Origin of the sequence: Sphingomonas tagetis (assembly GCF_024211275.1) — a bacterium.
Classification (GTDB): Bacteria; Pseudomonadota; Alphaproteobacteria; order Sphingomonadales; family Sphingomonadaceae; genus Sphingomonas; species Sphingomonas tagetis.
Genome location: NZ_JAMLDX010000001.1, coordinates 56,914 through 76,623, shown reverse-complemented (window position 1 = coordinate 76,623; position 19,710 = coordinate 56,914). Strand labels below are relative to the sequence as shown.

At 67.0% G+C, this 19,710-nt stretch carries 24 protein-coding genes and 1 other annotated feature; of the genes, 17 read left to right on the top strand and 7 right to left on the bottom strand.

The genetic code is table 11. The features are described from left to right. Window positions 1–11: 11 nt before the first annotated feature. From M9978_RS00395 to M9978_RS00340, 12 genes are all read left to right on the top strand, one after another. Window positions 12–212 (top strand): hypothetical protein, encoded by a 201-nt coding sequence (locus M9978_RS00395; RefSeq protein ID WP_254290813.1) that lies wholly within the window; start codon window positions 12–14, stop codon window positions 210–212. A gap of 39 nt (window positions 213–251) precedes the next feature. Then, on the top strand, window positions 252–947 hold the full coding sequence (locus M9978_RS00390) for an endonuclease/exonuclease/phosphatase family protein (protein WP_254290812.1): 696 nt from the start codon (window positions 252–254) through the stop codon (window positions 945–947). Window positions 948–957: 10 nt separating this feature from the next. Further along, window positions 958–3,249: a patatin-like protein gene (locus tag M9978_RS00385; RefSeq protein WP_254290811.1), complete on the top strand. Its 2,292-nt coding sequence runs from the start codon at window positions 958–960 to the stop codon at window positions 3,247–3,249. Window positions 3,250–3,315: 66 nt separating this feature from the next. Next, a complete protein-coding gene (locus tag M9978_RS00380) occupies window positions 3,316–3,633 on the top strand; it encodes a lipopolysaccharide assembly protein LapA domain-containing protein (RefSeq protein WP_254290810.1) in 318 nt (105 codons plus the stop codon). Beyond that, window positions 3,630–4,301 carry an orotidine-5'-phosphate decarboxylase gene (pyrF, locus tag M9978_RS00375; protein ID WP_254290809.1) on the top strand — a complete coding sequence of 224 codons (672 nt, stop codon included), beginning with the start codon at window positions 3,630–3,632 and terminating at the stop codon, window positions 4,299–4,301. Before M9978_RS00380 ends, pyrF begins: the two co-directional genes overlap by 4 nt. Window positions 4,302–4,305: 4 nt before the next feature. Beyond that, entirely contained in the window at window positions 4,306–4,809 is a 504-nt protein-coding gene (locus M9978_RS00370; RefSeq protein WP_254290808.1) for a GNAT family N-acetyltransferase, read from the top strand. 85 nt (window positions 4,810–4,894) lie between these two features. Further along, window positions 4,895–5,533, top strand: coding sequence for a phosphoribosylanthranilate isomerase (locus M9978_RS00365; protein WP_254290807.1), 639 nt, complete (start codon window positions 4,895–4,897; stop codon window positions 5,531–5,533). Between the two features lie 45 nt (window positions 5,534–5,578). Continuing rightward, window positions 5,579–6,811 carry a tryptophan synthase subunit beta gene (trpB, locus tag M9978_RS00360; RefSeq protein WP_254290806.1) on the top strand — a complete coding sequence of 411 codons (1,233 nt, stop codon included), beginning with the start codon at window positions 5,579–5,581 and terminating at the stop codon, window positions 6,809–6,811. Beyond that, a complete protein-coding gene (gene trpA / locus M9978_RS00355) occupies window positions 6,808–7,608 on the top strand; it encodes a tryptophan synthase subunit alpha (RefSeq protein WP_254290805.1) in 801 nt (266 codons plus the stop codon). The genes trpB and trpA overlap by 4 nt, the downstream gene beginning before the upstream one ends. Beyond that, window positions 7,605–8,465: an acetyl-CoA carboxylase, carboxyltransferase subunit beta gene (gene accD, locus M9978_RS00350; protein WP_254290804.1), complete on the top strand. Its 861-nt coding sequence runs from the start codon at window positions 7,605–7,607 to the stop codon at window positions 8,463–8,465. The genes trpA and accD overlap by 4 nt, the downstream gene beginning before the upstream one ends. 319 nt (window positions 8,466–8,784) lie before the next feature. Then, the gene (locus tag M9978_RS00345; RefSeq protein ID WP_254290803.1) at window positions 8,785–10,110 is read left to right on the top strand and encodes a bifunctional folylpolyglutamate synthase/dihydrofolate synthase; all 1,326 of its coding nucleotides are present in this window, start codon (window positions 8,785–8,787) and stop codon (window positions 10,108–10,110) included. Between the two features lie 71 nt (window positions 10,111–10,181). After that, the gene (locus M9978_RS00340; RefSeq protein WP_254290802.1) at window positions 10,182–10,610 is read left to right on the top strand and encodes a DUF6628 family protein; all 429 of its coding nucleotides are present in this window, start codon (window positions 10,182–10,184) and stop codon (window positions 10,608–10,610) included. Between the two features lie 195 nt (window positions 10,611–10,805). Here M9978_RS00340 and M9978_RS00335 read toward each other — a convergent pair whose 3' ends face one another. Together M9978_RS00335 and M9978_RS00330 are read right to left on the bottom strand one after the other, a co-directional pair. Next, entirely contained in the window at window positions 10,806–12,161 is a 1,356-nt protein-coding gene (locus M9978_RS00335) for an AmpG family muropeptide MFS transporter (protein ID WP_254290801.1), read from the bottom strand. A 55-nt stretch (window positions 12,162–12,216) separates the two neighbouring features. Continuing rightward, window positions 12,217–12,648 (bottom strand): response regulator, encoded by a 432-nt coding sequence (locus M9978_RS00330; RefSeq protein WP_254290800.1) that lies wholly within the window; start codon window positions 12,646–12,648, stop codon window positions 12,217–12,219. A 104-nt stretch (window positions 12,649–12,752) separates the two neighbouring features. Between M9978_RS00330 and M9978_RS00325 the strand changes: the two genes are divergently transcribed. From M9978_RS00325 to M9978_RS00310, 4 genes are all read left to right on the top strand, one after another. Further along, window positions 12,753–13,919: a pseudouridine synthase gene (locus M9978_RS00325; protein WP_254290799.1), complete on the top strand. Its 1,167-nt coding sequence runs from the start codon at window positions 12,753–12,755 to the stop codon at window positions 13,917–13,919. Beyond that, a complete protein-coding gene (rsmD, locus tag M9978_RS00320) occupies window positions 13,916–14,452 on the top strand; it encodes a 16S rRNA (guanine(966)-N(2))-methyltransferase RsmD (RefSeq protein ID WP_254290798.1) in 537 nt (178 codons plus the stop codon). Before M9978_RS00325 ends, rsmD begins: the two co-directional genes overlap by 4 nt. A gap of 18 nt (window positions 14,453–14,470) precedes the next feature. Then, entirely contained in the window at window positions 14,471–15,082 is a 612-nt protein-coding gene (locus M9978_RS00315; protein ID WP_254290797.1) for a hypothetical protein, read from the top strand. Between the two features lie 105 nt (window positions 15,083–15,187). Beyond that, on the top strand, window positions 15,188–15,487 hold the full coding sequence (locus M9978_RS00310; protein ID WP_254290796.1) for an antibiotic biosynthesis monooxygenase: 300 nt from the start codon (window positions 15,188–15,190) through the stop codon (window positions 15,485–15,487). On the opposite strand, the gene M9978_RS00305 is transcribed toward M9978_RS00310, so the two are convergent. The 5 genes from M9978_RS00305 to M9978_RS00285 all read right to left on the bottom strand — a co-directional run bounded on the left by M9978_RS00305 (window position 15,484) and on the right by M9978_RS00285 (window position 19,260). Beyond that, the gene (locus tag M9978_RS00305) at window positions 15,484–15,633 is read right to left on the bottom strand and encodes a hypothetical protein (protein WP_254290795.1); all 150 of its coding nucleotides are present in this window, start codon (window positions 15,631–15,633) and stop codon (window positions 15,484–15,486) included. The two genes, M9978_RS00310 and M9978_RS00305, sit on opposite strands and share 4 nt — an antisense overlap. Further along, on the bottom strand, window positions 15,630–15,827 hold the full coding sequence (locus tag M9978_RS00300) for a hypothetical protein (RefSeq protein ID WP_254290794.1): 198 nt from the start codon (window positions 15,825–15,827) through the stop codon (window positions 15,630–15,632). Before M9978_RS00300 ends, M9978_RS00305 begins: the two co-directional genes overlap by 4 nt. 76 nt (window positions 15,828–15,903) lie before the next feature. Further along, window positions 15,904–16,116: a cold-shock protein gene (locus tag M9978_RS00295; RefSeq protein ID WP_254290793.1), complete on the bottom strand. Its 213-nt coding sequence runs from the start codon at window positions 16,114–16,116 to the stop codon at window positions 15,904–15,906. Window positions 16,117–16,296: 180 nt separating this feature from the next. Next, window positions 16,297–17,475 (bottom strand): hypothetical protein, encoded by a 1,179-nt coding sequence (locus tag M9978_RS00290; protein ID WP_254290792.1) that lies wholly within the window; start codon window positions 17,473–17,475, stop codon window positions 16,297–16,299. A 556-nt stretch (window positions 17,476–18,031) separates the two neighbouring features. Next, window positions 18,032–19,260, bottom strand: a protein-coding gene (locus M9978_RS00285) for an IS3 family transposase (RefSeq protein WP_254290791.1) whose coding sequence is annotated in 2 segments (ribosomal slippage) — window positions 18,032–18,972 and window positions 18,972–19,260 — 1,230 coding nt in all. Because the reading frame shifts where the segments join, the coding sequence is not laid out codon by codon here. Next, window positions 18,863–18,979, bottom strand: a sequence feature (AL1L pseudoknot). Its footprint overlaps the gene before it by 117 nt. Here M9978_RS00285 and M9978_RS23240 point away from each other — a divergent pair. Continuing rightward, window positions 19,248–19,709, top strand: a complete 462-nt coding sequence (locus M9978_RS23240) for a hypothetical protein (RefSeq protein ID WP_367305023.1) — start codon at window positions 19,248–19,250, stop codon at window positions 19,707–19,709. The genes M9978_RS00285 and M9978_RS23240 overlap by 13 nt on opposite strands. The last annotated feature ends 1 nt before the right edge of the window (window position 19,710 follow it).

Genomic DNA, 19,710 nt, shown 5'->3' with positions numbered 1-19,710 from the left:
GAGACGCGTCAATGGACCGTCATGGACGCGAGCCCCACCAGCAAGCGGGCATCGCCAGCGCAGAAGAAGGCACCGTCATGCTCGACGGTCCCGACGGGGTCGCGATCGCCCTCACGCCCGACGCGGCCGAGGCGACCGCGCACAGCCTGATCGCTGCCGCCGATGAGGCGCGCGGCCAGACATCGCAACAAACGCCGCGGATCCCTGCCTGAACGCTTGCTCTTGCCCGTCAGGTCTCACAGATTGGCGCGATGCTGAAGGTCGCCAGCTACAATATGCGCAAGTCGATCGGCACCGACCGGCGGCGGCGGCCCGAGCGCACGCTCGAAGTGTTGCGCGAGATCGATGCCGATGTGATCGCGCTGCAGGAGTGTGACCGCCGCTTCGGACAGCGTCTTGGCGTCATCACCCCCCATCTGCTCGCTGAACATAGCCCGTGGAAGGCCGTGCAATTCGGGGTGCGCACCGGCAGCATGGGCTGGCACGGCAATGCGATCCTGGTGCGAAAGGACGCGCAGGTCCTCGATCAGGAGATCATCCACCTCCCCGCGCTCGAGCCGCGCGGTGCGGTGATGGCCGACCTGCGCGTCAACGGCCATGCCGTGCGCGTCGTCGGCATGCATCTAGACCTTTCCGGCCTGTGGCGGCGGCGTCAGGCGCATGCGATCCTCGCTCATCTCGCCTCCAGCTCGAAACAGCTGCCGACGGTGATGATGGGCGACCTCAACGACTGGAGCGCGCAATCGGGATGCCTGCGCGATTTCGGCCGCGACTTCACCTTCGCCGCCACTGGCCGCTCCTTTCACGCGCGCCGCCCGGTCGCGCGGCTCGACCGGATCATGGTGTCGCCGGGACTCGCTGTCGCCGAATGCGGCGTGCACGACAGCGCCGCATCGCGCACCGCGTCGGACCACCTTCCGATCTGGGCGCGGGTCGGAAAGGGCTGATGAATCACTGATGGCCGACAAGGAACTCCGCCTCGCTCTGGTCTGCTATGGCGGCATCAGCCTGGCCGTCTACATGCACGGCATCACGAAGGAGATCTGGCACCTCGCCCGCGCCAGCCGCGCACATCGCGACGGCGCCGAATCCCCCGACGGCAGCGAAGCGGTCTATCACGCACTGCTCGACGAGATCGGCGAGGCGACCGGCATCCGCCTGCGCACGCTGGTCGATATCGTCGCCGGCGCGAGTGCTGGCGGGATCAACGGCGTGTTCCTGGCGCAGGCCATCTCGACCGGCCAGTCGCTCGACCCGCTGACCGATCTGTGGCTCGAAACCGCTGACGTGGAGGCGCTGCTCAACCCGGCGCAGGGGCCGTCGCACAAGCTGGCCAAGATCTGGGCGGTACCGCTCGCCTGGATGTTCGCGCGCGAAGGCGGCGCGATCGATGCGACGGTCGAACCCGGCACCCGCGCCGAAGTGCGCGCCAAGCTCGAGAAATTCGTCCGCTCACGCTGGTTCGAACCGCCCTTTGGCGGCAAGGAACTGCTCAACATGATGCTAGACGCGTTCGACGCGATGGCCGCCGCGCCGTGTGGCCCGCGTCTGCTGCCCGACGGCCAGCCGCTCGACCTGTTCGTCACCGTTACCGACTTTCGCGGCCATCCCGAGCGGCTCAAGCTCAACTCGCCGCCCGAAGTGGTCGAGACCGAGCATCGCCTGGTCTTCTCGTTCAGCGATCATGGCGACGCCGAGGCGGAATTCGCCGCGCCGGCCGAACTCGCCTTCGCTGCGCGCGCCACCTCCAGCTTTCCCGGCGCCTTTCCGCCCGCGACCGTCGCCGAACTCGACGCCGTGCTGGCCGATCGCCGGGTGAGCTGGCCGGGTCGCGAGGCGTTCCTCCGGCATGCCCTACCGCGCCAGCACGCCGCCAATGTCGCCGACAAGGCTGCATTGATCGACGGCTCGGTGCTCGCCAACGCGCCGTTCCGCCCGGCGATCGACGCGCTCAAGGAACGCCCCGCGCGCCGCCAGATCGACCGCCGTTTCGTGTTCATCGACCCGACCCCCGGCCAGCGCATCGGCTTCTACGGGGAGGCGCCGGACAATCCCGGCTTTTTCCAGACGATCATCGGCGCGCTGTCCGAACTCCCTCGCCAGCAGCCGATCCGCGACAATCTCGAGGCGATCGGCGGCCGCTCACGCCGCATCGAGCGCATGCTCGCGATCGTCGAACGCATCCGAGCCGAGGTCGAGGGCCAGGTCGAATCGCTGTTCGGCTACACGCTCTTCCTCGATTACCCGACGCCCAAGCGCCTCCACGCCTGGCGCAGCCGCGCTCAGGTCGCCGCCGCGGCCAAGGCCGGCTATGGCCACGCGGCCTATGGCATGCTCAAGGTCGAGGGCGTCGCCGATCGAATCGCCACGCATCTCCACCAGATCGGCGACCTGCCCGGCCCGGAACGCTGGCGGCGGCTGCGCGGCGCGGTATGGGCGGAAATCCAGCGCCGCCACGCCGACGATTTTGCGACCAGCCACGCCGCCTCGGCCAGCCCCGCGACGCTCGACCTGCTGCGCGCGCACGATCTCGGCTTCCGTATTCGCCGCTTGCGCCTGCTCGCGCGCCGCCTGACCGAACTCGACCAGGCGAACAAGAATGCCGAACTCGCTCCGATGCGCGACGCCATCTACGAATCGCTCGCCGGCTATCTCGAATGCCAGCGCACCGACCCGTTCATGGGCCTGCGCGAAGCGGCCCGCGCCGCCGACCTGAATGTGGGTGCATTGCTCGACAGCCTCGCGGCACGGATGGACCTGCGCACGCTCGACCGCGAGACCGACGAGCGGCTCTCGATCGGACTCAGCCAGTTGTCGAAGGAGATGCGCCGGCCGATGCTGCTCGCCTATCTCGGCTTCCCCTTCTTCGACATTGCGACGCTGCCGCTGCTGCAGGGCGAAGGGCTCAACGAGTTCGACCCGATCCGCGTCGACCGCATCTCGCCGGACGACGCGACCTCGATTCGTGCGGGCGGCGCACAGGCGACGCTCAAGGGTATCCAGTTCAACAATTTCGGCGCCTTCTTCAGCCGCGCCTATCGCGAGAACGACTATCTGTGGGGCCGCCTGCACGGCGCCGAGCGGCTCATTGACATCATCCTCTCGACCTTGCCCACGGGCGCCAGCCTCGGCCCGGGCCGGGTCGCCACGATCAAGCGCGCCATCTTCCTCGCCATTCTCGACCAGGAACAGCCGCGTCTCGCCGCGATTCCCAACCTGTTCGACCAGCTCCGTGCGGAGATCGGCTGAGGCTGGCATCTGGCGGCGACCCGGCCTAAGCTGCCGGTGAACGGTTGGAACAGGTGTCAGCGGCGGATGCAATTTCTCAAGGCATTATTCTGGTTTTTGATCCTTGGCGTGATCGCGGCGTTTGCGGTCACCAACTGGCATCCGGTCGAGATTCAACTGTGGAGCGGGCTGGTCGCTGACGTGAACCTGCCCTTCCTGATCCTCGTCGCCTTCCTGTTCGGCCTGATCCCGATGCTGCTGCTCTATCACACGGTCCGCTGGCGCTATCGGCAGCGCATCACCATGCTCGAACGCACGCTCGAGGACATGCGCGCCGTCCACGCCACGCCGCCACCGGCTCAGCCAGCCGACGCCCCCGCTGCGCCGCCGCTGGTGCTGTCATGAGCCCGATCTACGTCGCGCTCGACACGCCCGATCTCGAACGCGCCAAGGCCATCGCCAAGCGCGTCCGCCATCATGTCGGCGGGATCAAGCTCGGCCTCGAATTCTTCATGGCCAATGGCCGCGCCGGCGTGCACGAGATGGCCGATATCGGCCTGCCGATCTTCCTCGACCTCAAATTCCACGACATTCCCAACACCGTCGGCAAGGCGATCCAGGCGCTGCGCCCGCTCAACCCGGCGGTCCTCACCGTCCACGCCGCGGGCGGCCGCGCGATGCTGGAGGACGCCAAAGCCGCCGCGCCGACTGGCACCAAGGTCGTCGCCGTCACCATGCTCACCAGCCTCGACGCAAGCGATCTGCGCTCGATCGGCCTCTCGCCCGACCCGCACGAGCAGGTCGTTCGACTCGCCGAACTCGCCCGCTCGGCCGGCGTCGACGGCATCGTCTGTTCGGGCGAAGAAGTGAAGGCCGCGCACAATGCGTGGAAGGACGGCTTCTTCGTCGTCCCCGGCGTGCGCCCGGCCAATGGTCATGCCGGCGACCAGAAGCGCGTGGTGACCCCGCGCGCCGCGCTCGACGCCGGCGCCTCGATCCTCGTCGTGGGGCGTCCGATCACGCAGGCGACCGACCCGGACATGGCCGCGCGCGAGATCGAAGCGACGCTGTAACCGCATGACCGCGATTCGGCCGGCCACGCTGGAAGATCTCCCTCGTCTGCACCCCGTCGTCGAACGCGCCTATCGCGGCGACTCGGCGCGCCAGGGCTGGACGCACGAGGCGGATCTCGTCTCCGGCGACCGCACCGATATCGAAACGCTCACCGGCCTACTCGACGGCCACAGCCGCCTGCTCATCGCACTCGATGGCGACAAGGTACTCGGCTGCGTCAACATCGCTTATCGCGGCGACCGCCTCGCCTATCTCGGCCTGCTCTGCGTCGATCCCCGGCTGCAGACAGCCGGAATTGGCAAGCAACTGCTGCAAGCCGCTGAAATCGCGGCGCGCGATGCCTTTGGCGCCGACCGCATCGAGATGACCGTGATCGACCGCCGCGTTGAACTCATCGCCTGGTATCAGCGGCACGGCTATGCGCCATCGGGCGAGACGCGCGCCTTCCCCGTGCCGCTCGATCCGCCGCTGTCGATGACCGTGCTCGTCAAACATCTGCCCATTTGACCGGCTTGCCCTGCGGGGGCCGGACGGCTAGCGCTGCGGACCGGTGACCGCCCGCCCCGCGCGCTGGTCCGCAGGAGAGCAACGCGTGACCGTCACCGCCAAGATCTGCGGCCTTTCGACCGCCGAAACGCTCGACGCGGCGATCGCTGGCGGCGCCAGCCATGTCGGCTTCGTCTTCTTCCCGCCCTCTCCGCGCCATGTGACGTTCGAACAGGCCGGCGCGCTCGCCGGACGCGTCCCGCGCCAAGTCGGTAAAGTCGGCGTGTTCGTCGATCCCGCCGACTCGCTGCTCGATCAGGCGATCCGCGCCACCCGGCTCGACGCGATCCAGCTCCACCGCGTCACGCCCGAGCGCGCGGCGGAAATCGGCCGGCAGACGCGGTTGCCGGTATGGGGCGCGGTCGCGGTCAAGACCCGCGCCGACCTCGACGGCGTCAACGCCCTGCGCGGCGCGGTGCAGCGCGTGCTCTACGACGCCAAGGTGCCCGAGGACGCCAAGCTCCCCGGCGGCATGGGGCTCCGCTTCGACTGGACGCTGCTCCAGGGCTTCGCACATCCGTTGCCGTGGGCGCTGTCGGGCGGGCTCGACGCGGAGAATGTCGCCGAGGCGGTGCAGGTTTCCGGCGCAAAACTGGTCGATGTCTCGTCCGGCATCGAATCCGCGCCCGGCATCAAGGATACGGTGAAGATCGCCGCGTTCCTCAAGACGGTCGCCGCGCTGTAACGAAGGCTTGGCCTGCGCCGCCGACACGCCTAAACGCGCCTCACGATGAACGCACCCAACTCCTTGCGTAACCTGCCCGACGAACACGGGCATTTCGGACAGTTCGGCGGCCGCTACGTCGCCGAGACGCTGATGCCGCTGATCCTCGACCTCGAGCGCGAGTATCGCGCCGCCAAGGTCGATCCGGCGTTCAAGACGCAGTTCGACGGGCTGATGAAGCATTATGTCGGCCGCCCGAGCCCACTCTACTTCGCCGAGCGCCTGACGCAGCATTATCGTGAAGGCGCTGCCGCGGGCAGGGGCGCGAAGATCTATTTCAAGCGCGAGGAACTCAACCACACCGGCGCGCACAAGATCAACAACTGCATCGGCCAGATCCTGCTCGCGATCCGCATGGGCAAGACTCGGATCATCGCCGAGACCGGCGCCGGCCAGCACGGCGTGGCCACCGCCACCGTCGCCGCGCGCTTCGGCCTGCCTTGCACGATCTTCATGGGCGCCAAGGATATCGAACGGCAGCAGCCCAACGTCTTCCGCATGAAGCTGCTCGGCGCCGAGGTCCGCCCGGTCACCAGCGGGTCGCAAAGCCTCAAGGACGCGATGAACGAGGCGCTGCGTGACTGGGTCGCGACCGTCCACGACACCTTCTACATCATCGGCACCGCCGCCGGCCCGCACCCCTATCCCGAGCTGGTGCGCGACTTCCAGTCGGTGATCGGCACCGAAAGCCGCGCGCAGATGCTCGAGGCCGAAGGCCGCCTGCCCGACCTGCTGCTCGCCGCGGTCGGCGGCGGCAGCAACGCGATCGGCCTGTTCCACCCCTTTCTCGACGATCCCGACGTCGCGATGATCGGCGTCGAGGCGGCTGGCCGCGGCATCGACAGCGGCGAGCATGCCGCCAGCCTCACCGGCGGCGCGCCGGGAATCCTGCACGGCAACAAGACCTATCTGCTGCAGGACGAGGACGGCCAGATCACCGAGGCACACTCGATTTCCGCTGGCCTCGACTATCCCGGCATCGGCCCCGAACATAGCTGGCTGCACGAAAGCGGCCGCGTCGAATATGTGCCGATCACCGACCAGCAAGCGCTCGACGCCTTCCAGCTCTGCTGCAAGCTCGAAGGCATCATCCCCGCGCTCGAAAGCTCACATGCGCTGGCAGCGTTGGAGACCAAGGCACGGGAAATGAACGCGGATCAGATCATCCTCGTCAACGTCTCGGGCCGTGGCGACAAGGATATCTACACCGTCGCACAGGCGATGGGGGCGGAGATATGACCCGCCTCGCCACCGCCTTCACCAATGCCCGTGCGCAATCCCGCGCGGCGCTCGTGACCTTCGTCACGGCCGGTGACGGCGACACCGCCGCGATCCTCGACGCGCTGGTCGAGGGTGGCGCCGACGTGATCGAGCTCGGCATGCCGTTCACCGATCCGATGGCCGACGGCCCGGCGATTCAGGCGGCCAACCTGCGCAGCCTCGCCAGCGGCACGCGCACGAGCGACGTCCTCGCCATCGCCGCCGCCTTCCGCCACCGCCACCCGGAAACCCCGCTGGTGCTGATGGGTTACGCCAACACCATGACCCGCCCCACCCCCGCCGCCTTCGCGAAAAGCGCAGCGGACGCCGGTGTCGACGGCGCGATCATTGTCGACATACCGCCCGAGGAAGCACAGGAACTCGTTCCCTTCGGCGAGCACGGCATCGCCGTCATCCGCCTCGCCACCCCCACCACCGACGCCGCGCGGTTGCCCGCCGTGCTCGAAGGCGCCAGCGGCTTCCTCTATTATGTCTCGGTCGCCGGCATCACCGGCCTCCAGCAAGCCGCGCAGGACAGCATCGAATCCGCCGTGGCCCGGCTCAAGGCCGCGACCGACCTGCCTGTCGCGGTCGGCTTCGGCGTCCGCACGCCCGAACAAGCCGCCGCGATCGGCCGCGTCGCCGATGGCGTGGTCGTCGGCTCGGCGATCATCGACCAGATCGCGCAGCACGGCGAAGATGCGCCCGCCGCCGTCCGCGCCTATATCGAATCCCTCTCCGCGGCCCTCGCCGCGCCAAAGGAACACGCCGCATGAGCTGGCTCACCCGCGTCCGCAACGTCCTCTCACGCGTCGTCCCGAACAAAGCGGAGACGCCCGACAACCTCTGGCACAAGTGCAAGGGTTGCGGGCAGATGGTCTTCAGCAAGGAGCTGGAGGAAAACCAGTCCGTCTGCCCGATCTGCGACCATCACGAGCGCATCGGCGGCCGCGCGCGGTTCGAGCAGCTGTTCGATCCCGGCAGCTACACCGTCCTCGCCAATCCGCGCGTGGCGGAAGATCCGCTCAAATTCCGAGACTCCAAGAAATATACCGATCGCGTCAAGGCCGCACGCAGCCAGACCGGCGAGCAGGACGCCTTCCTCAACGCCAGCGGCCGCATCTTCGGCCACAAGGCGGTGATCGGCGTGCAGGACTTCGCCTTCATGGGCGGATCGATGGGCCAGGCGGTCGGCGAAGCGTTCATCGCCGGGGTCGAGGCCGCGATCGGCGCCCGCGCCCCCTATATCGTCTTTACCGCCTCGGGCGGCGCGCGCATGCAGGAGGGCATTCTCAGCCTGATGCAGATGCCGCGCAGCACCGTCGCGATCTCGATGCTGCACGATGCCGGCCTGCCCTATATCGTCGTGCTGACCGACCCGACCTCGGGTGGCGTCATGGCCGCCTATGCCATGCTCGGCGACGTCCAGATCGCGGAGCCCAAGGCCACGCTCGCCTTCACCGGCCGCCGCGTGATCGAGAGCACGATCCGCGAAAAGCTGCCCGACGATTTCCAGACCAGCGAATATTATCTCGAACACGGCCTGATCGACATGGTCGTCCACCGCAAGGCGCTGCGCGAAAAGCTCGGCCAGCTGATCGGCCTGCTCGTGGGCGAGAAGGAAGCGGCCTGATTCTGTTAAAAGCCCCTCCCCTTCAGGGGAGGGGTTGGGGTGGGGCAGTCATGGCAAGGTCCGAACGCGAGCTATCCGAATTCGCAGGCAAGCTCCACCGCGGCTTCTCGCCCGGTCAAGTTGCGCCGCGACCTGCCACCCTATCCCACTTCTCTCAATGGTCATCCCGGCCTTGTGCCGGGATCCACCGCGCCACGAATGCTTCGCTATCAACTCGACCGCATCACTCGAAGCACCGTGGATCCCGGCACAAGGCCGGGATGACGATCAAGGCGGCAAGGCGCCTTAACCCCATCGACGCACCAGCCGCTGTCTGACCATGCCCGATCACGCCACCTCCACCGATCCCAACGTCCAGCGCCAGCTCGACCGCCTCTGGGCGCTCGGCCCCGGCGCAGACGTGCTGGGCCTCGACCGCATCACCCGCCTGCTCGCGCGCATCGGCGACCCGCATCTCGCCCTGCCCCCCGTGCTCCACGTCGCCGGCACCAACGGCAAGGGCTCGACTTGCGCCTTCCTGCGCGCCGCGATCGAGGCATCGGGACTGACCGCGCACGTCTATTCCAGCCCCCACCTCGTTCGCTTCAACGAGCGCATCCGCCTCGCGGGCGACCTGATCGGCGACACGGCGCTGGCCGAGTTGCTCGAGGAAGTGCTCGACGCCGGCGGCGATATCGGGGCCAGCTTCTTCGAGGTCACCACCGCCGCCGCCTTCCTCGCCTTTCACCGCACGCCCGCCGATGCCTGCGTCATCGAAGTCGGACTCGGCGGCCGGCTCGACGCGACCAACGTCGTTCCCGCCCCTGCCGTCTGCGCCATCGCCCAGCTCGGCATCGATCATCAGTCGTTCCTCGGCGACACCGCCGAAGCCATCGCTGCGGAGAAAGCCGGGATCGCCAAGCCCGGCGTGCCGCTCGTCACGATGGCCTATGACGCACCGGTAGCGGCACGGATCGCCGAAGTCGCCGCTGCGGCCGGCGCGCCCGTCCACGCCCGCGGAACCGCATGGGACTTCGCGGTCGCCGACGACCGGCTGCGTTACCGCGATGCCGATGGCGAGCTGGAAACGCCGCTGCCGAAACTGGCCGGACCGCACCAGCCCGCCAATCTGGCGCTCGCCATCGCCGCACTGCGTCATCAGCGCCGCCTCGATATTCCGTCGAGCGCTTTGAACAACGCGGCGACCACCGCACGCTGGCCCGCGCGCATGCAGCGGCTCTCGCCGGGACCGCTGATGGCATTGCTGCCCGCTGGCTGCGAATTGTGGCTCGACGGCGGGCATAACGAAGCCGCCGCGCGATCGGTCAGCGCGGCACTGGCCGAAGCGGCGCATGGGCGGCCGGTGCATCTGATTCTGGGCATGTTGTCGAACAAGGACGCCCACGGCCTGCTGGCGCCCTTTGCGCCCCTCGCCGCTTCGCTCACCGCCGTTCCAGTACCGGGCCACGCGCACCACGATCCGGCGGACTTGGCGGTTACAGCTCAGTCATCGGGGATCGCGCGAACGGCAACAGCCAGCCATATCGAAGACGCGCTCCGTCAAGTCGACGCGCATCCGAATAGGACCGCCCCAGTCGTTCTGATCCTCGGCTCGCTCTATCTCGCCGGCGAAGTGCTGGCGGCGAACGGCGAACTGCCGGATTGACCCTTATTGCGATTGACTATCAATAACAGAATGTCAGGATAGCAGGACGAATCGAATCCGGAGTCCGCCGCATGACCGCCATCGCCACGCTCGGCCAAGCCCTGCCCCGCTTTCAACCCGAAGCGCCCGGGGCAAGACTGCTGCTGTTCGGCATCCGCCAGATCGGCGCCGGCGGGCTGAGCGATGCGGCGACCGCCCACGCCTTCGTCACTGCCTTCGGCAAGGGCTTCCGCCGCCCGCTGCTGTTGCTGCGCACGCTGATGGCCGAGATGTCGGTCGCGGCCTCCGGCCCGATCCAGATCGCACCCTGGTGTTGCCCCAGGATGACGCCCAATGAAAGCGCGCTGCTCGACCTGCTCGCCGCCAGCATGTCGGACCCCGGCCGCGCCCGCGTCCTGCTCGCCGACCTGCTCGGCGCGCGTCAGGTGGACGGCATTCTCGCCACCGCCGCGGCGCTGGCGGGCAGCTTCGCCGATCTGGGCCTGCCGCTCGACACCTGACCGTCGATTGCAATGTAGGATTTGATCTGCTCCTGTCGCCCCTGCCCGCTCTTTGACAGTGTCAACCGCCCGATCAGCGATCCCGTGAGGAAATCGCCTGTAACACCTTGTGATCACGCAAAAATTCAGACGAGACGGGATTTACCGACAACCGCTGACACCCCTGTGGAACTGTCAACTTTGTCAACCTGCGTGTCAGACGGCGCCTGATCGCGCCTTGCGAACGCTCTCCACCACGAACCCCTTGCGCCACAAAATCCACAGCAGGATCATCCCCGGCAATGCGACCAGTGTGGTCAGCAGCCAGAAGCCGGTCCAGCCCAGCGCCTCGGCCGCGATCCCCGCCGGGCTCGACAGCCAGGTCCGCCCCACCGCCGCCAGCGACGAAAGCAATGCGAACTGAGTCGCCGTATAGGCCAGATTGGACAGGCCCGAGAGGTAGGTCACGAACACCGTCAGCCCCATGCCGCTGGTCACCTGCTCGGTCGTCACCGCGATCGTCAGCCAGGTCACGTCATGGCCGCGGCTCGCCAGCATCGCGAAGGTCAGGTTGCTGACCATCATCAGCACGCCCGACACGAACAGCGACCGCCCCAGACCCAGCCACGCCATCAGCGGCGCGGCCAGCGCGGTGCCGACGATCAGGCCCCAGAAACCGACCAGCTTGTTGATCGCCACGAACTCGGTGTCGGAAAAGCCGAGCTCGACGATCATCGGATTGAGCATCACCTGCCCCATCGCGTCGCCAAGCTTGTAGATCAGCACGAACAGCAGAATCAGCACCGCGCCCTTGCGGCTGAAAAATTCGCTGAACGGACCGACCAGCGTCTCCTGCAGCCACCCGCCAAAGCTCTGCGCGGACTTGTCCCGAACGACCGCCTCATGCAGCCCGGGGCCGGCCCAGAAGGCCGCGATGATCCCGGGAATGATGCAGAAGCCAGTCAGCCCATAAGCGGCCGCCCAGCCCAGATTGAAGCCTTCGGACGACGCCAGCGCAATGGTGCCCACGCCCGCCGCGAATGCACCGAGCCGGTAGCCGAACTGATTGTTGGCGGTGCCGTGCGACAGTTCCTCCTCCGGCAGGATCTCGATGCGATACGCGTCGATGACAATGTCCTGCGTCGCGCCGAGGAAGGCCACCACGATCGCCCAGACGGCGAACGGCCCCATATGCCCGTCGCGCGGATCGCTCGCACCCAGCATCCACACCGCGCCGAACAGCAAAGCCATGATCAGGAACAGCCACGCCCGGCGCTGTCCGAACAGCGCCGCGAGGACCGGCAGGCGAATGCGGTCGATCAGCGGCGCCCACAGGAATTTGAGCGTGTACGGCGTCGTCAGGCCGACCGCGAAGCCAATCGTCTTCTTGTCGATGCCGACCTTGGCCAGCCAGAAGGTCATCGTCCCGAGCAGCAGCGCGAGCGGAAAGCCGCTCGAAATGCCGAGCAGCAGCGCAGCGAGCGGGCGCGGCCGGACATAAGGCAGCATGACCTCGCCGAAGCTGCGCTTGCGCGCTTCCACGCCGCCTTCCGTTACCGCCGCGTCGCTCATCCAGCCCTCCCTCGAAGGGGCCGACCCTAGCGGCAAAAACGCCGATGCAAAGCCCTCAGGCGGCGGACTGGAACAGCTTGAGGCTCGGCGGAAGCCGGCGCGGCGTTTTTCCGTCGAGCAGCGCCTCGACCGCGGCAATCGCCGCGAGCAGGTCGCGCTGCGGATAGGGTTTGGACAGGCAACCGAGCGCGATCGCCTCGATCTCGTGCGGCGGCTTGCCGGTGACCAGCAGCGCGGGGATACCCTCGGCCCGTGCGGCATGCGCGACATCGGCGCCGTTGCCGTCGGCGAGGCCCAGATCGACGAGTACCAGATCGACCTTGTCCGGCGCGATGATATGACCGATCGCCTCGCCCACCGAATCCGTGGTGGCGACCACGACGAAACCTTCTTCGGTCAGGAAATGCTCGGCGTCGAACGCGACCAAGGGCTCGTCCTCGACAATGAGGAGCCGCGTGATCCGCCTTTTTTTCCTCCCGAACACCATTCGCACCCGCCATGTTACGCTTCGACAACGCAATGGAACGGCTTGCGGCTCCCGTCGCGCAAGATTTTTTGCGTCATGCCGTCTGCCCCTGTATCGCGCCGCAAATGTCCGCGTCATCACCCAACGAACCGTCCAGGCAACAACACCGCATCGCGAAGCTGCTCGCGCGCGCCGGAATCGCGTCGCGCCGCGAAGTCGAACGGATGATCGCTGAGGGCCGCGTGGCGCTCGACGGTCAGGTCCTGACGACCCCCGCGATCACGCTGACTTCGCTCAACGGCGTGACGGTCGATGGCGAAGCGGTCGCCGCGGCCGCCCCCGCACGGCTGTTCCGCTTCCACAAGCCGACCGGCGTGCTGACCACCGAACGCGACCCGCGCGGACGGCCGACCATCTATTCGCGACTGCCGCCCGGCTTGCCCCGGCTGGTGCCGGTCGGACGGCTCGATCTGAATACCGAGGGCCTGTTGTTGATGACTACCGACGGCGAGCTCAAGCGCCAGCTCGAGCTGCCCGCCACCGGGGTCGAGCGCAGCTACCGCGCCCGTGCCTATGGCCAGGTCAGCCAGGAACAGCTTGAGGACCTCATGCTCGGCACCGAGATCGACGGCGTTCGATACGGCCCGATCGACGCCAATCTCGAGCGGCGGACCGGCGCCAATGTATGGATCGAGCTGACGCTGACCGAGGGCAAGAACCGCGAGGTGCGGCGCGTGCTGGAGCATCTGGGGCTGAAGGTCAGCCGGCTGATCCGCACGCGCTACGGCCCGTTCCGGCTCGACGACATGCCGGTCGCGGCGGCGGACGAGGTGCGGCAGCACGACCTGATCCTGTTCCGCAAGGCGCTGGCCGGGCCGGGCGGCGGCAAGGCGGCGTCGAACCTGCAGTTGTCGGGCAAACCGAAGGCGGAGCGGGTTGCGGTGACCGAGGCGGCGCCCGTCGAAGAAACTACCCCGTCCAATCGGGCCGATCGGCGCAAGGTTGCGGCCAAGACGACCGGCACCGCCCGCCCGGCGCGGCCCGAACGCACATCAGGCAGGCCACCAGCGAAGGCCGTTGCAGCGAAGCCGGAAGCCAAGCCGCACCGGCCCGAGGCGAAACCGAAGGCGGGGCCGAAGGGCTGGGGCGCGAACCGCAAGCCCCGACCAGCCCCGGCCAGGGACGACGATGCCGGCGAACTGATCGACCGGCCCAAGCGGCGTTACCGTTCCGGCGACCGGCGGCCGCTCGCCAAAGGACCACCCAAAGGCCCACGGAGTCCGCGTAAATGAGGATCATCGCCGGGCAGTGGCGCGGTCGCGTGCTCGTGGCGCCGAAGGGCGACGCCACCCGCCCTACCGCCGACCGCACCAGAGAGGCGCTGTTCTCGATGCTGACCAGCCGGGTGGGCAGCTTCGAGGGGCTTGCCGTTGCCGACCTGTTCGCCGGGTCCGGCGCGCTCGGCTTCGAGGCGCTCAGCCGGGGGGCGGCGTCGTGCCTGTTCGTCGAGCAGGACCGGGCGGCGCTCGATGCGCTGCGGGCCAATGCCGAGAAACTGGGCGTTCGGGCCGATATCCGTGCTTCCTCCGTCCTTGCCTTGGGGCCAGCGGCGAAACCGCTCGACCTCATCCTCATGGACCCGCCCTATGGCACCGGGGCGGGCAGCGTGGCGCTCGACAAGCTCGCCCGGCTCGGCTGGACTTCGCCGGCAACCTGGGTCAGCATCGAGACCGGCAAGGCGGAAGCCGTTGAAGTCGCGGGCTTTACCGTCGATGCGGAGCGAGTCCACGGCAAGGCCAAGCTGACGCTGCTGCGGGCCGCCTGAGGCCCCAAAGGGGGGCCAATGTCGTCGTTCGAACTCGTCTTCGCGGTCTATGGCCTGCTGCTCGGGCTCGCCATTGCCGAGGTGCTGGGCGGGTTCGCCCGGGCACTCAAGCTCAAGCGCAACGCCAAGCCGGTCAAAATCGGCTGGCTGACCCCGCTGCTCGGCATCCTGGTCATCCTCGACCTCACCAGCTTCTGGGTGCTGGCATGGGATGCGCAGGCGCAGATCGGGGCCAATTATCCGACCCTCCTCGGCGTGCTGGCGATGGTCGGCATCTATTATCTCGCCGCCTCGCTGATCTTTCCCGACCAGCCCGAGGAATGGCCCGACTTCAACGACTGGTACGACAAGCAGAACCGCATGGTCATCGGCGGGCTGCTGACGGCCAACGTGATGAGCTGGATCGGCATCGCCGTGCTCGACACGGTCAGCCCGCCCTCCGCCGCCAAGGCCGCGGCGGCGGAAGCGTTCAACGGGGCGTGGACGGTGATCTATATGGTCAGCGGGATCGCGATCCTCGTGCTGTTGATGGCATTGCTGAAGGTCAAGTCGCGGGCGTGGAACATCGCGATGCTCGCCACGCTGATCGCGCTGTTCTTCATCAGCGGCATCGTCGAACCCTATGCCTGATCCAGTCCGCCAAAAGGCTAGGCTGGATCGGGGGCTGTAGGAAAGCGGTTTGTGCTGGCCGGGTGCGGCGTGGCATGATGCCGCGGCCAGACAGGGAGAGATGCGATGACCGCGTTCAATGCCGTGCGGTTCCGGGTGAAGCCGGGGCGGGAGCAGGAATTTCTGGATGCCCACCGGCCGGTCGACTGGCCCGGCCTGCGCAGCGCCAACATCATCGAGACGGGCGATGGCGGCTATTGCATCATCGCCGAGTGGGAGGATGCGCAGGCGCTGGCCGATGCCCGGCCCGACATGATCGCGACGCTGGACCGCTTTCGCGACACGCTGGAGGATCTGGGTGACGGGCGCGGGGTGACCGACGCGGTGTCGGGGCCGGTCGTGCTGGCGGTGAAGTCGCGGCCCTAGCCGAGGACTTCGAGCACCGCGGCGCGGGCGATGCGGGCGGCGTTGCCGTCGCGAGCCGGCACGCGGCTGAAGAGGGAGAGCGGCGCGCGAGCAACGCGCTGGGCCGCGGTAACGGGTCGGATGATCTTGTTAATCGTCGAGTTCACGTAGTTTCCTGTTGCAGTTTGACGCCCGCCTCGCGGACGGCGCGGGCGCTGTCGACGCGCTCCTGGCGCTCGGCCATGGCAAGCCATGCGGCCTCGGCGCGCAAATTGCGGTCGCGGACATTGTCGAGCGTCGCCGAATCCGCATCTTCGCGGCATTTGGCGGCATTGGCACGATAGCTGAGTGGCTGGGCCATCGAGGCTCCCCTTGGTCGATAATACGGGGTCAGTAAGCGGGCGGCGCACCGCAGCGCGCCGCCCGAAGTCCGCTGATCAGTCAGCAGCCTGGAGGTTCACCGCGGCCATCTTGCCGCGCTTGTCCTGCTCCAGCTCATAGCTGACGCGCTGATCCTGGTTCAGCGTGATCATGCCCGCACGCTCGACCGCCGAGATGTGGACGAAGGCGTCGCCGCCGCCATTGTCAGGCGCGATGAAGCCATAGCCCTTGTCGGCATTGAAGAATTTGACGGTGCCGGTGATGCTCATAATTTTTTCCTTCATGTCAAAGGCGAGTCCAGCGTGGACGCACCTGTGCCGCGGAAGCAGATGAAGGAAGAAGGGGCCGCAAAGCTCCGTAGACCGACGATTTGCGACTGTAGCGCAACGAATATGGACCTGTGGGGCGAAATTACAAGGGGCAGCCGTCGGGGCGTTGCTTTGCCGGGGTCAATGCGTGGTCCGCCGGCGCGTGCTGGCGCGCGCACCCGCCCCCTGCCCCTCGCTCGCAGGAAGCGAAGTCTGAAGGGCTGACGGAGCGGCGGCGCGCAGCGCTTCGGCTTCGGCGAGGCGGGCGGCGAACCAGGCTTCGCGCGCGGCGTTGACGGCGGGGAGGCTCGCTTCCGTCTGGGCGCGGCCGGGCGCTTCGACCGCGACGACCTCGTCCGCGTCGAGCGTGCGCCAATAGCCTGCGTCGCCATATTCGCCCTCCTCATGGCCGAAATAATGGTCGGGCGGCGGGAAGCGGGTGAGCCAGCGTTCCTCGCCACTGTCCCACCACACCGGCTCGTCGTCGGGATTGTCGGGATCGGGCATGGCATCCGCCCCCTGCCCCGGTTGACGAAGTTGACAGTCCGGCGGGGTGTCAGGCGCGGCGGGCTCGGGCGGGGCGAGCTGGACCAGCCCGGCGGCCTCGGCGCGCGCCCATTGCTCGCCGGTCCAGCGCGCGCGATCGGCGGGGTCGAGGTCGGCGGTGTCGAGCGGCTGCGCCTCGTCGACCCGCGTGCGCAGCCAGCGGTCGGCGCGGGCGAGCGCGCGGATCGGGGCGAGATCGTCCGGCGTGGCCTCCATCCCGGCGCGGTCGATGCGCGCGGCGAGGAACAGCCCGGCGCGGGCCGGCGCGGCGTCGCGGCCGATCAGGTCGAGCAACTGTTCGAAATCGGCGGCGGCGAGGCGCGCGGCGGCGGCGCCGGTTTCGGTGCAGGCGGCGTCGGCGCGGCGGTCGAGCCGGGAGAGCATGCGCCAGGCGAGATTGTTGTCCTGACGGTGGCGGGTGGTGACGCGGCCGTCATCGTCGGTGACGGTTTCGCGCACGCCGTTGAGCGCGCGGTCCATCAGCTCGTCGGCGAGCACGTCGCGGGCGCGAAGCTGGGCGGCGTTCCAGCCGAGCGCGAAGGCGGCGCCGCGCGCGGAATCACGCAGCGCATAAGCGGACTGGCGGCTGAGGCGGACGATGGCGCACGCCTTGGTGACGCTGAGCCCGCGCGCGAGGGCGATGAGGAAGCGCTTCTGCTTTTCGGGGACCCAGCCGTCATAGCGTTGTTCGTCGGGGACGCCGGGCAAGAGTTCGTGGAAGGCGGCGTGGTCGAAGGTGCTGGGGTCGTAGGCGGCGGGGGTGACGGCGTTCATCGGCGTGGTCCTTTCGGGAACAGAGGACCGGTTAGGTATGCCGGAATGGGGGCTGTAGGAAAGTTGTTTGTGCCTATTTGGTTCGATTGGGGAGCCGACTGGGGTGTGCGGCGGAAACAGTTGATTGGCGAGAGGTTCCGAAATGGCTTTATTTAGACGGAAACTATCCCGTGATCGCATTGCTCAAGGCAACATGAGCAGCTAGGCTAAAGACGGTGGGCGGAGTGGTTTAGACCACTAGCGGCGCCTTGGCGCCGTTGTCCTTACTGCCAGGCTCGTCCTAGCTCGTGCTTTCCTCTTCTGAAGAAACAGTGATCCAATGTCTGCGCCCACCACCCCACACACGCCTCGCGGTCCGCTAGAACGGATATATTTAACATACAAAGCTCGGATTGCCGCCGAGAATCGCATGAAGCGAACCGCGCTCTGGTCACAGATTATTGTAGTTTGGTATTCGGTTTGGATCACGGCTGTCTCCTTGGCCGACCTGTCGAACGACTACGCTGTGAAGGACGGCTGAACCGCACCGGGTCTGCCGGAGGCATCGGGTTGTGAGTCACGCTGCCATATCGATGTTGTTTGCGGCAGCATAATATTGATCTTCGGCTTCGGCAGGCGGGATGTTGCCGATGGGCTCCAGCAGTCGGCGATGGTTGAACCAGTCGATCCATTCCAGCGTGGCGTACTCGACTGCTTCGAAGCTGCGCCACGGTCCGCGCCGGTGGATCACCTCGGCTTTGTAAAGGCCGTTGATCGTCTCGGCCAAAGCATTGTCATAGCTGTCGCCCACGCTGCCAACCGAGGGCTCGATCCCGGCTTCGGCGAGGCGCTCGGTGTACTTGATGGACACGTATTGCGACCCGCGGTCGCTATGATGGATGAGGCCGCCCCGGTGGGTCGGCCGACGATCGTGAAGCGCCTGTTCCAGCGCATCGAGGACGAAGCTGGCATGCGCCGTCCGGCTGGCTCGCCAGCCAACGATCCGCCTGGCATAGGTATCGATGACGAAGGCGACGTAGACGAACCCCGCCCAGGTCGCGACGTAGGTGAAGTCCGACACCCACAGCATGTTCGGCGCTGGGGCGTAGAACCTGCGGTTGACCCGATCGAGCGGGCACGGTGCCGCCTTGTCGCTGATGGTCGTGCGCACCGGCTTGCCCCGGATCACCCCTGCCAAGCCCATCTCACGCATCAGCCGAGCGACCGTACAGCGCGCGATCGGAAAGCCTTCCCGCATCATCTGCCGCCAGACCTTGCGCACACCGTAGACCGCGAAGTTCTCGGCGAACACGCGCGCGACCTCCGGCTTGAGGGCCGCATCCTGCCGTGCTCGCGCCGACAGGCGTGTCGGATCCTGTCGCTGCGCGACGCGCTCGTGATAGGTGGATGGGGCGATCGGCAGGACGCGGCAGATCGGCTCGACCCCATAGGCATCGCGGTGATCGTCGATGAACGCGATCATCGCCGGAACGGGCGGTCGAGCTCCGCCTGCGCAAAATATGCGGACGCCTTGCGCAGGATCTCGTTGGCCTGGCGCAACTCACGCACCTCGCGCTCCAGCGCCTTCATCTTGTCGGCAACCTCGGTTGGGACACCGGCGCGCTTGCCGCTGTCGACCTCCGCCTTCTTCACCCACTCATGCAGCGTCTGCGGAACGCAACCGATCTTCTCTGCGATCGACACCACCGCCGCCCAGCGCGACGGATAATCGCGCTCGTGATCGGCCACCATCCGCACCGCTCGCTCGCGCACTTCCGGCGCAAACTTGTTCGTTGTCTTGCTCATACAGGCTCCACCTTCTCAGGAGTTGGAGCCTCCGGCAAACCCGGGGCGGTTCAGGCGGCATCGTAACCACCTTTCTATCAACGGCGATCTTAGCGGCCTCAATATTTCTATACGGCCAGCGGTTCGAACTCAGAGCGGTCGGCTTCCGTGAGTGCTACCTGAAGCTCCGCGATTTGTACGACTCCCCTGAACTACAGGACGTCGTTGTAAAGCGGTACAATGAGATGCTGCCGGCATACGAAAATCATTCGCAGTGCGATTATGATAAAGTATTTTTCGATTCGTGGTTCGCAAACAAAACCATATACGATCCGAATGGCTCCAATGTTGTAAGCAAAAGGACAATCGGATTGCATATCATACGGACTATTGGTCGGATAATATTCTTCGGAATTCTGCTCATCATTCCTGTTGCGATTGTGATTTCCACCATTTCACGTGCGGGATAAA

Excerpts from the sequence above, each read along its gene's own strand:
- M9978_RS00395 (WP_254290813.1), top strand. The coding sequence starts at position 12 with ATGGACCGTCATGGACGCGAGCCCCACCAGCAAGCGGGCATCGCCAGC.
- M9978_RS00390 (WP_254290812.1), top strand. The coding sequence starts at position 252 with ATGCTGAAGGTCGCCAGCTACAATATGCGCAAGTCGATCGGCACCGAC.
- M9978_RS00385 (WP_254290811.1), top strand. The coding sequence starts at position 958 with ATGGCCGACAAGGAACTCCGCCTCGCTCTGGTCTGCTATGGCGGCATC.
- M9978_RS00380 (WP_254290810.1), top strand. The coding sequence starts at position 3,316 with ATGCAATTTCTCAAGGCATTATTCTGGTTTTTGATCCTTGGCGTGATC.
- pyrF (WP_254290809.1), top strand. The coding sequence starts at position 3,630 with ATGAGCCCGATCTACGTCGCGCTCGACACGCCCGATCTCGAACGCGCC.
- M9978_RS00370 (WP_254290808.1), top strand. The coding sequence starts at position 4,306 with ATGACCGCGATTCGGCCGGCCACGCTGGAAGATCTCCCTCGTCTGCAC.
- trpB (WP_254290806.1), top strand. The coding sequence starts at position 5,579 with ATGAACGCACCCAACTCCTTGCGTAACCTGCCCGACGAACACGGGCAT.
- trpA (WP_254290805.1), top strand. The coding sequence starts at position 6,808 with ATGACCCGCCTCGCCACCGCCTTCACCAATGCCCGTGCGCAATCCCGC.
- accD (WP_254290804.1), top strand. The coding sequence starts at position 7,605 with ATGAGCTGGCTCACCCGCGTCCGCAACGTCCTCTCACGCGTCGTCCCG.
- M9978_RS00345 (WP_254290803.1), top strand. The coding sequence starts at position 8,785 with ATGCCCGATCACGCCACCTCCACCGATCCCAACGTCCAGCGCCAGCTC.
- M9978_RS00340 (WP_254290802.1), top strand. The coding sequence starts at position 10,182 with ATGACCGCCATCGCCACGCTCGGCCAAGCCCTGCCCCGCTTTCAACCC.
- M9978_RS00335 (WP_254290801.1), bottom strand. The coding sequence starts at position 12,161 with ATGAGCGACGCGGCGGTAACGGAAGGCGGCGTGGAAGCGCGCAAGCGC.
- M9978_RS00330 (WP_254290800.1), bottom strand. The coding sequence starts at position 12,648 with ATGGTGTTCGGGAGGAAAAAAAGGCGGATCACGCGGCTCCTCATTGTC.
- M9978_RS00325 (WP_254290799.1), top strand. The coding sequence starts at position 12,753 with ATGTCCGCGTCATCACCCAACGAACCGTCCAGGCAACAACACCGCATC.
- rsmD (WP_254290798.1), top strand. The coding sequence starts at position 13,916 with ATGAGGATCATCGCCGGGCAGTGGCGCGGTCGCGTGCTCGTGGCGCCG.
- M9978_RS00315 (WP_254290797.1), top strand. The coding sequence starts at position 14,471 with ATGTCGTCGTTCGAACTCGTCTTCGCGGTCTATGGCCTGCTGCTCGGG.
- M9978_RS00310 (WP_254290796.1), top strand. The coding sequence starts at position 15,188 with ATGACCGCGTTCAATGCCGTGCGGTTCCGGGTGAAGCCGGGGCGGGAG.
- M9978_RS00300 (WP_254290794.1), bottom strand. The coding sequence starts at position 15,827 with ATGGCCCAGCCACTCAGCTATCGTGCCAATGCCGCCAAATGCCGCGAA.
- M9978_RS00295 (WP_254290793.1), bottom strand. The coding sequence starts at position 16,116 with ATGAGCATCACCGGCACCGTCAAATTCTTCAATGCCGACAAGGGCTAT.
- M9978_RS00290 (WP_254290792.1), bottom strand. The coding sequence starts at position 17,475 with ATGAACGCCGTCACCCCCGCCGCCTACGACCCCAGCACCTTCGACCAC.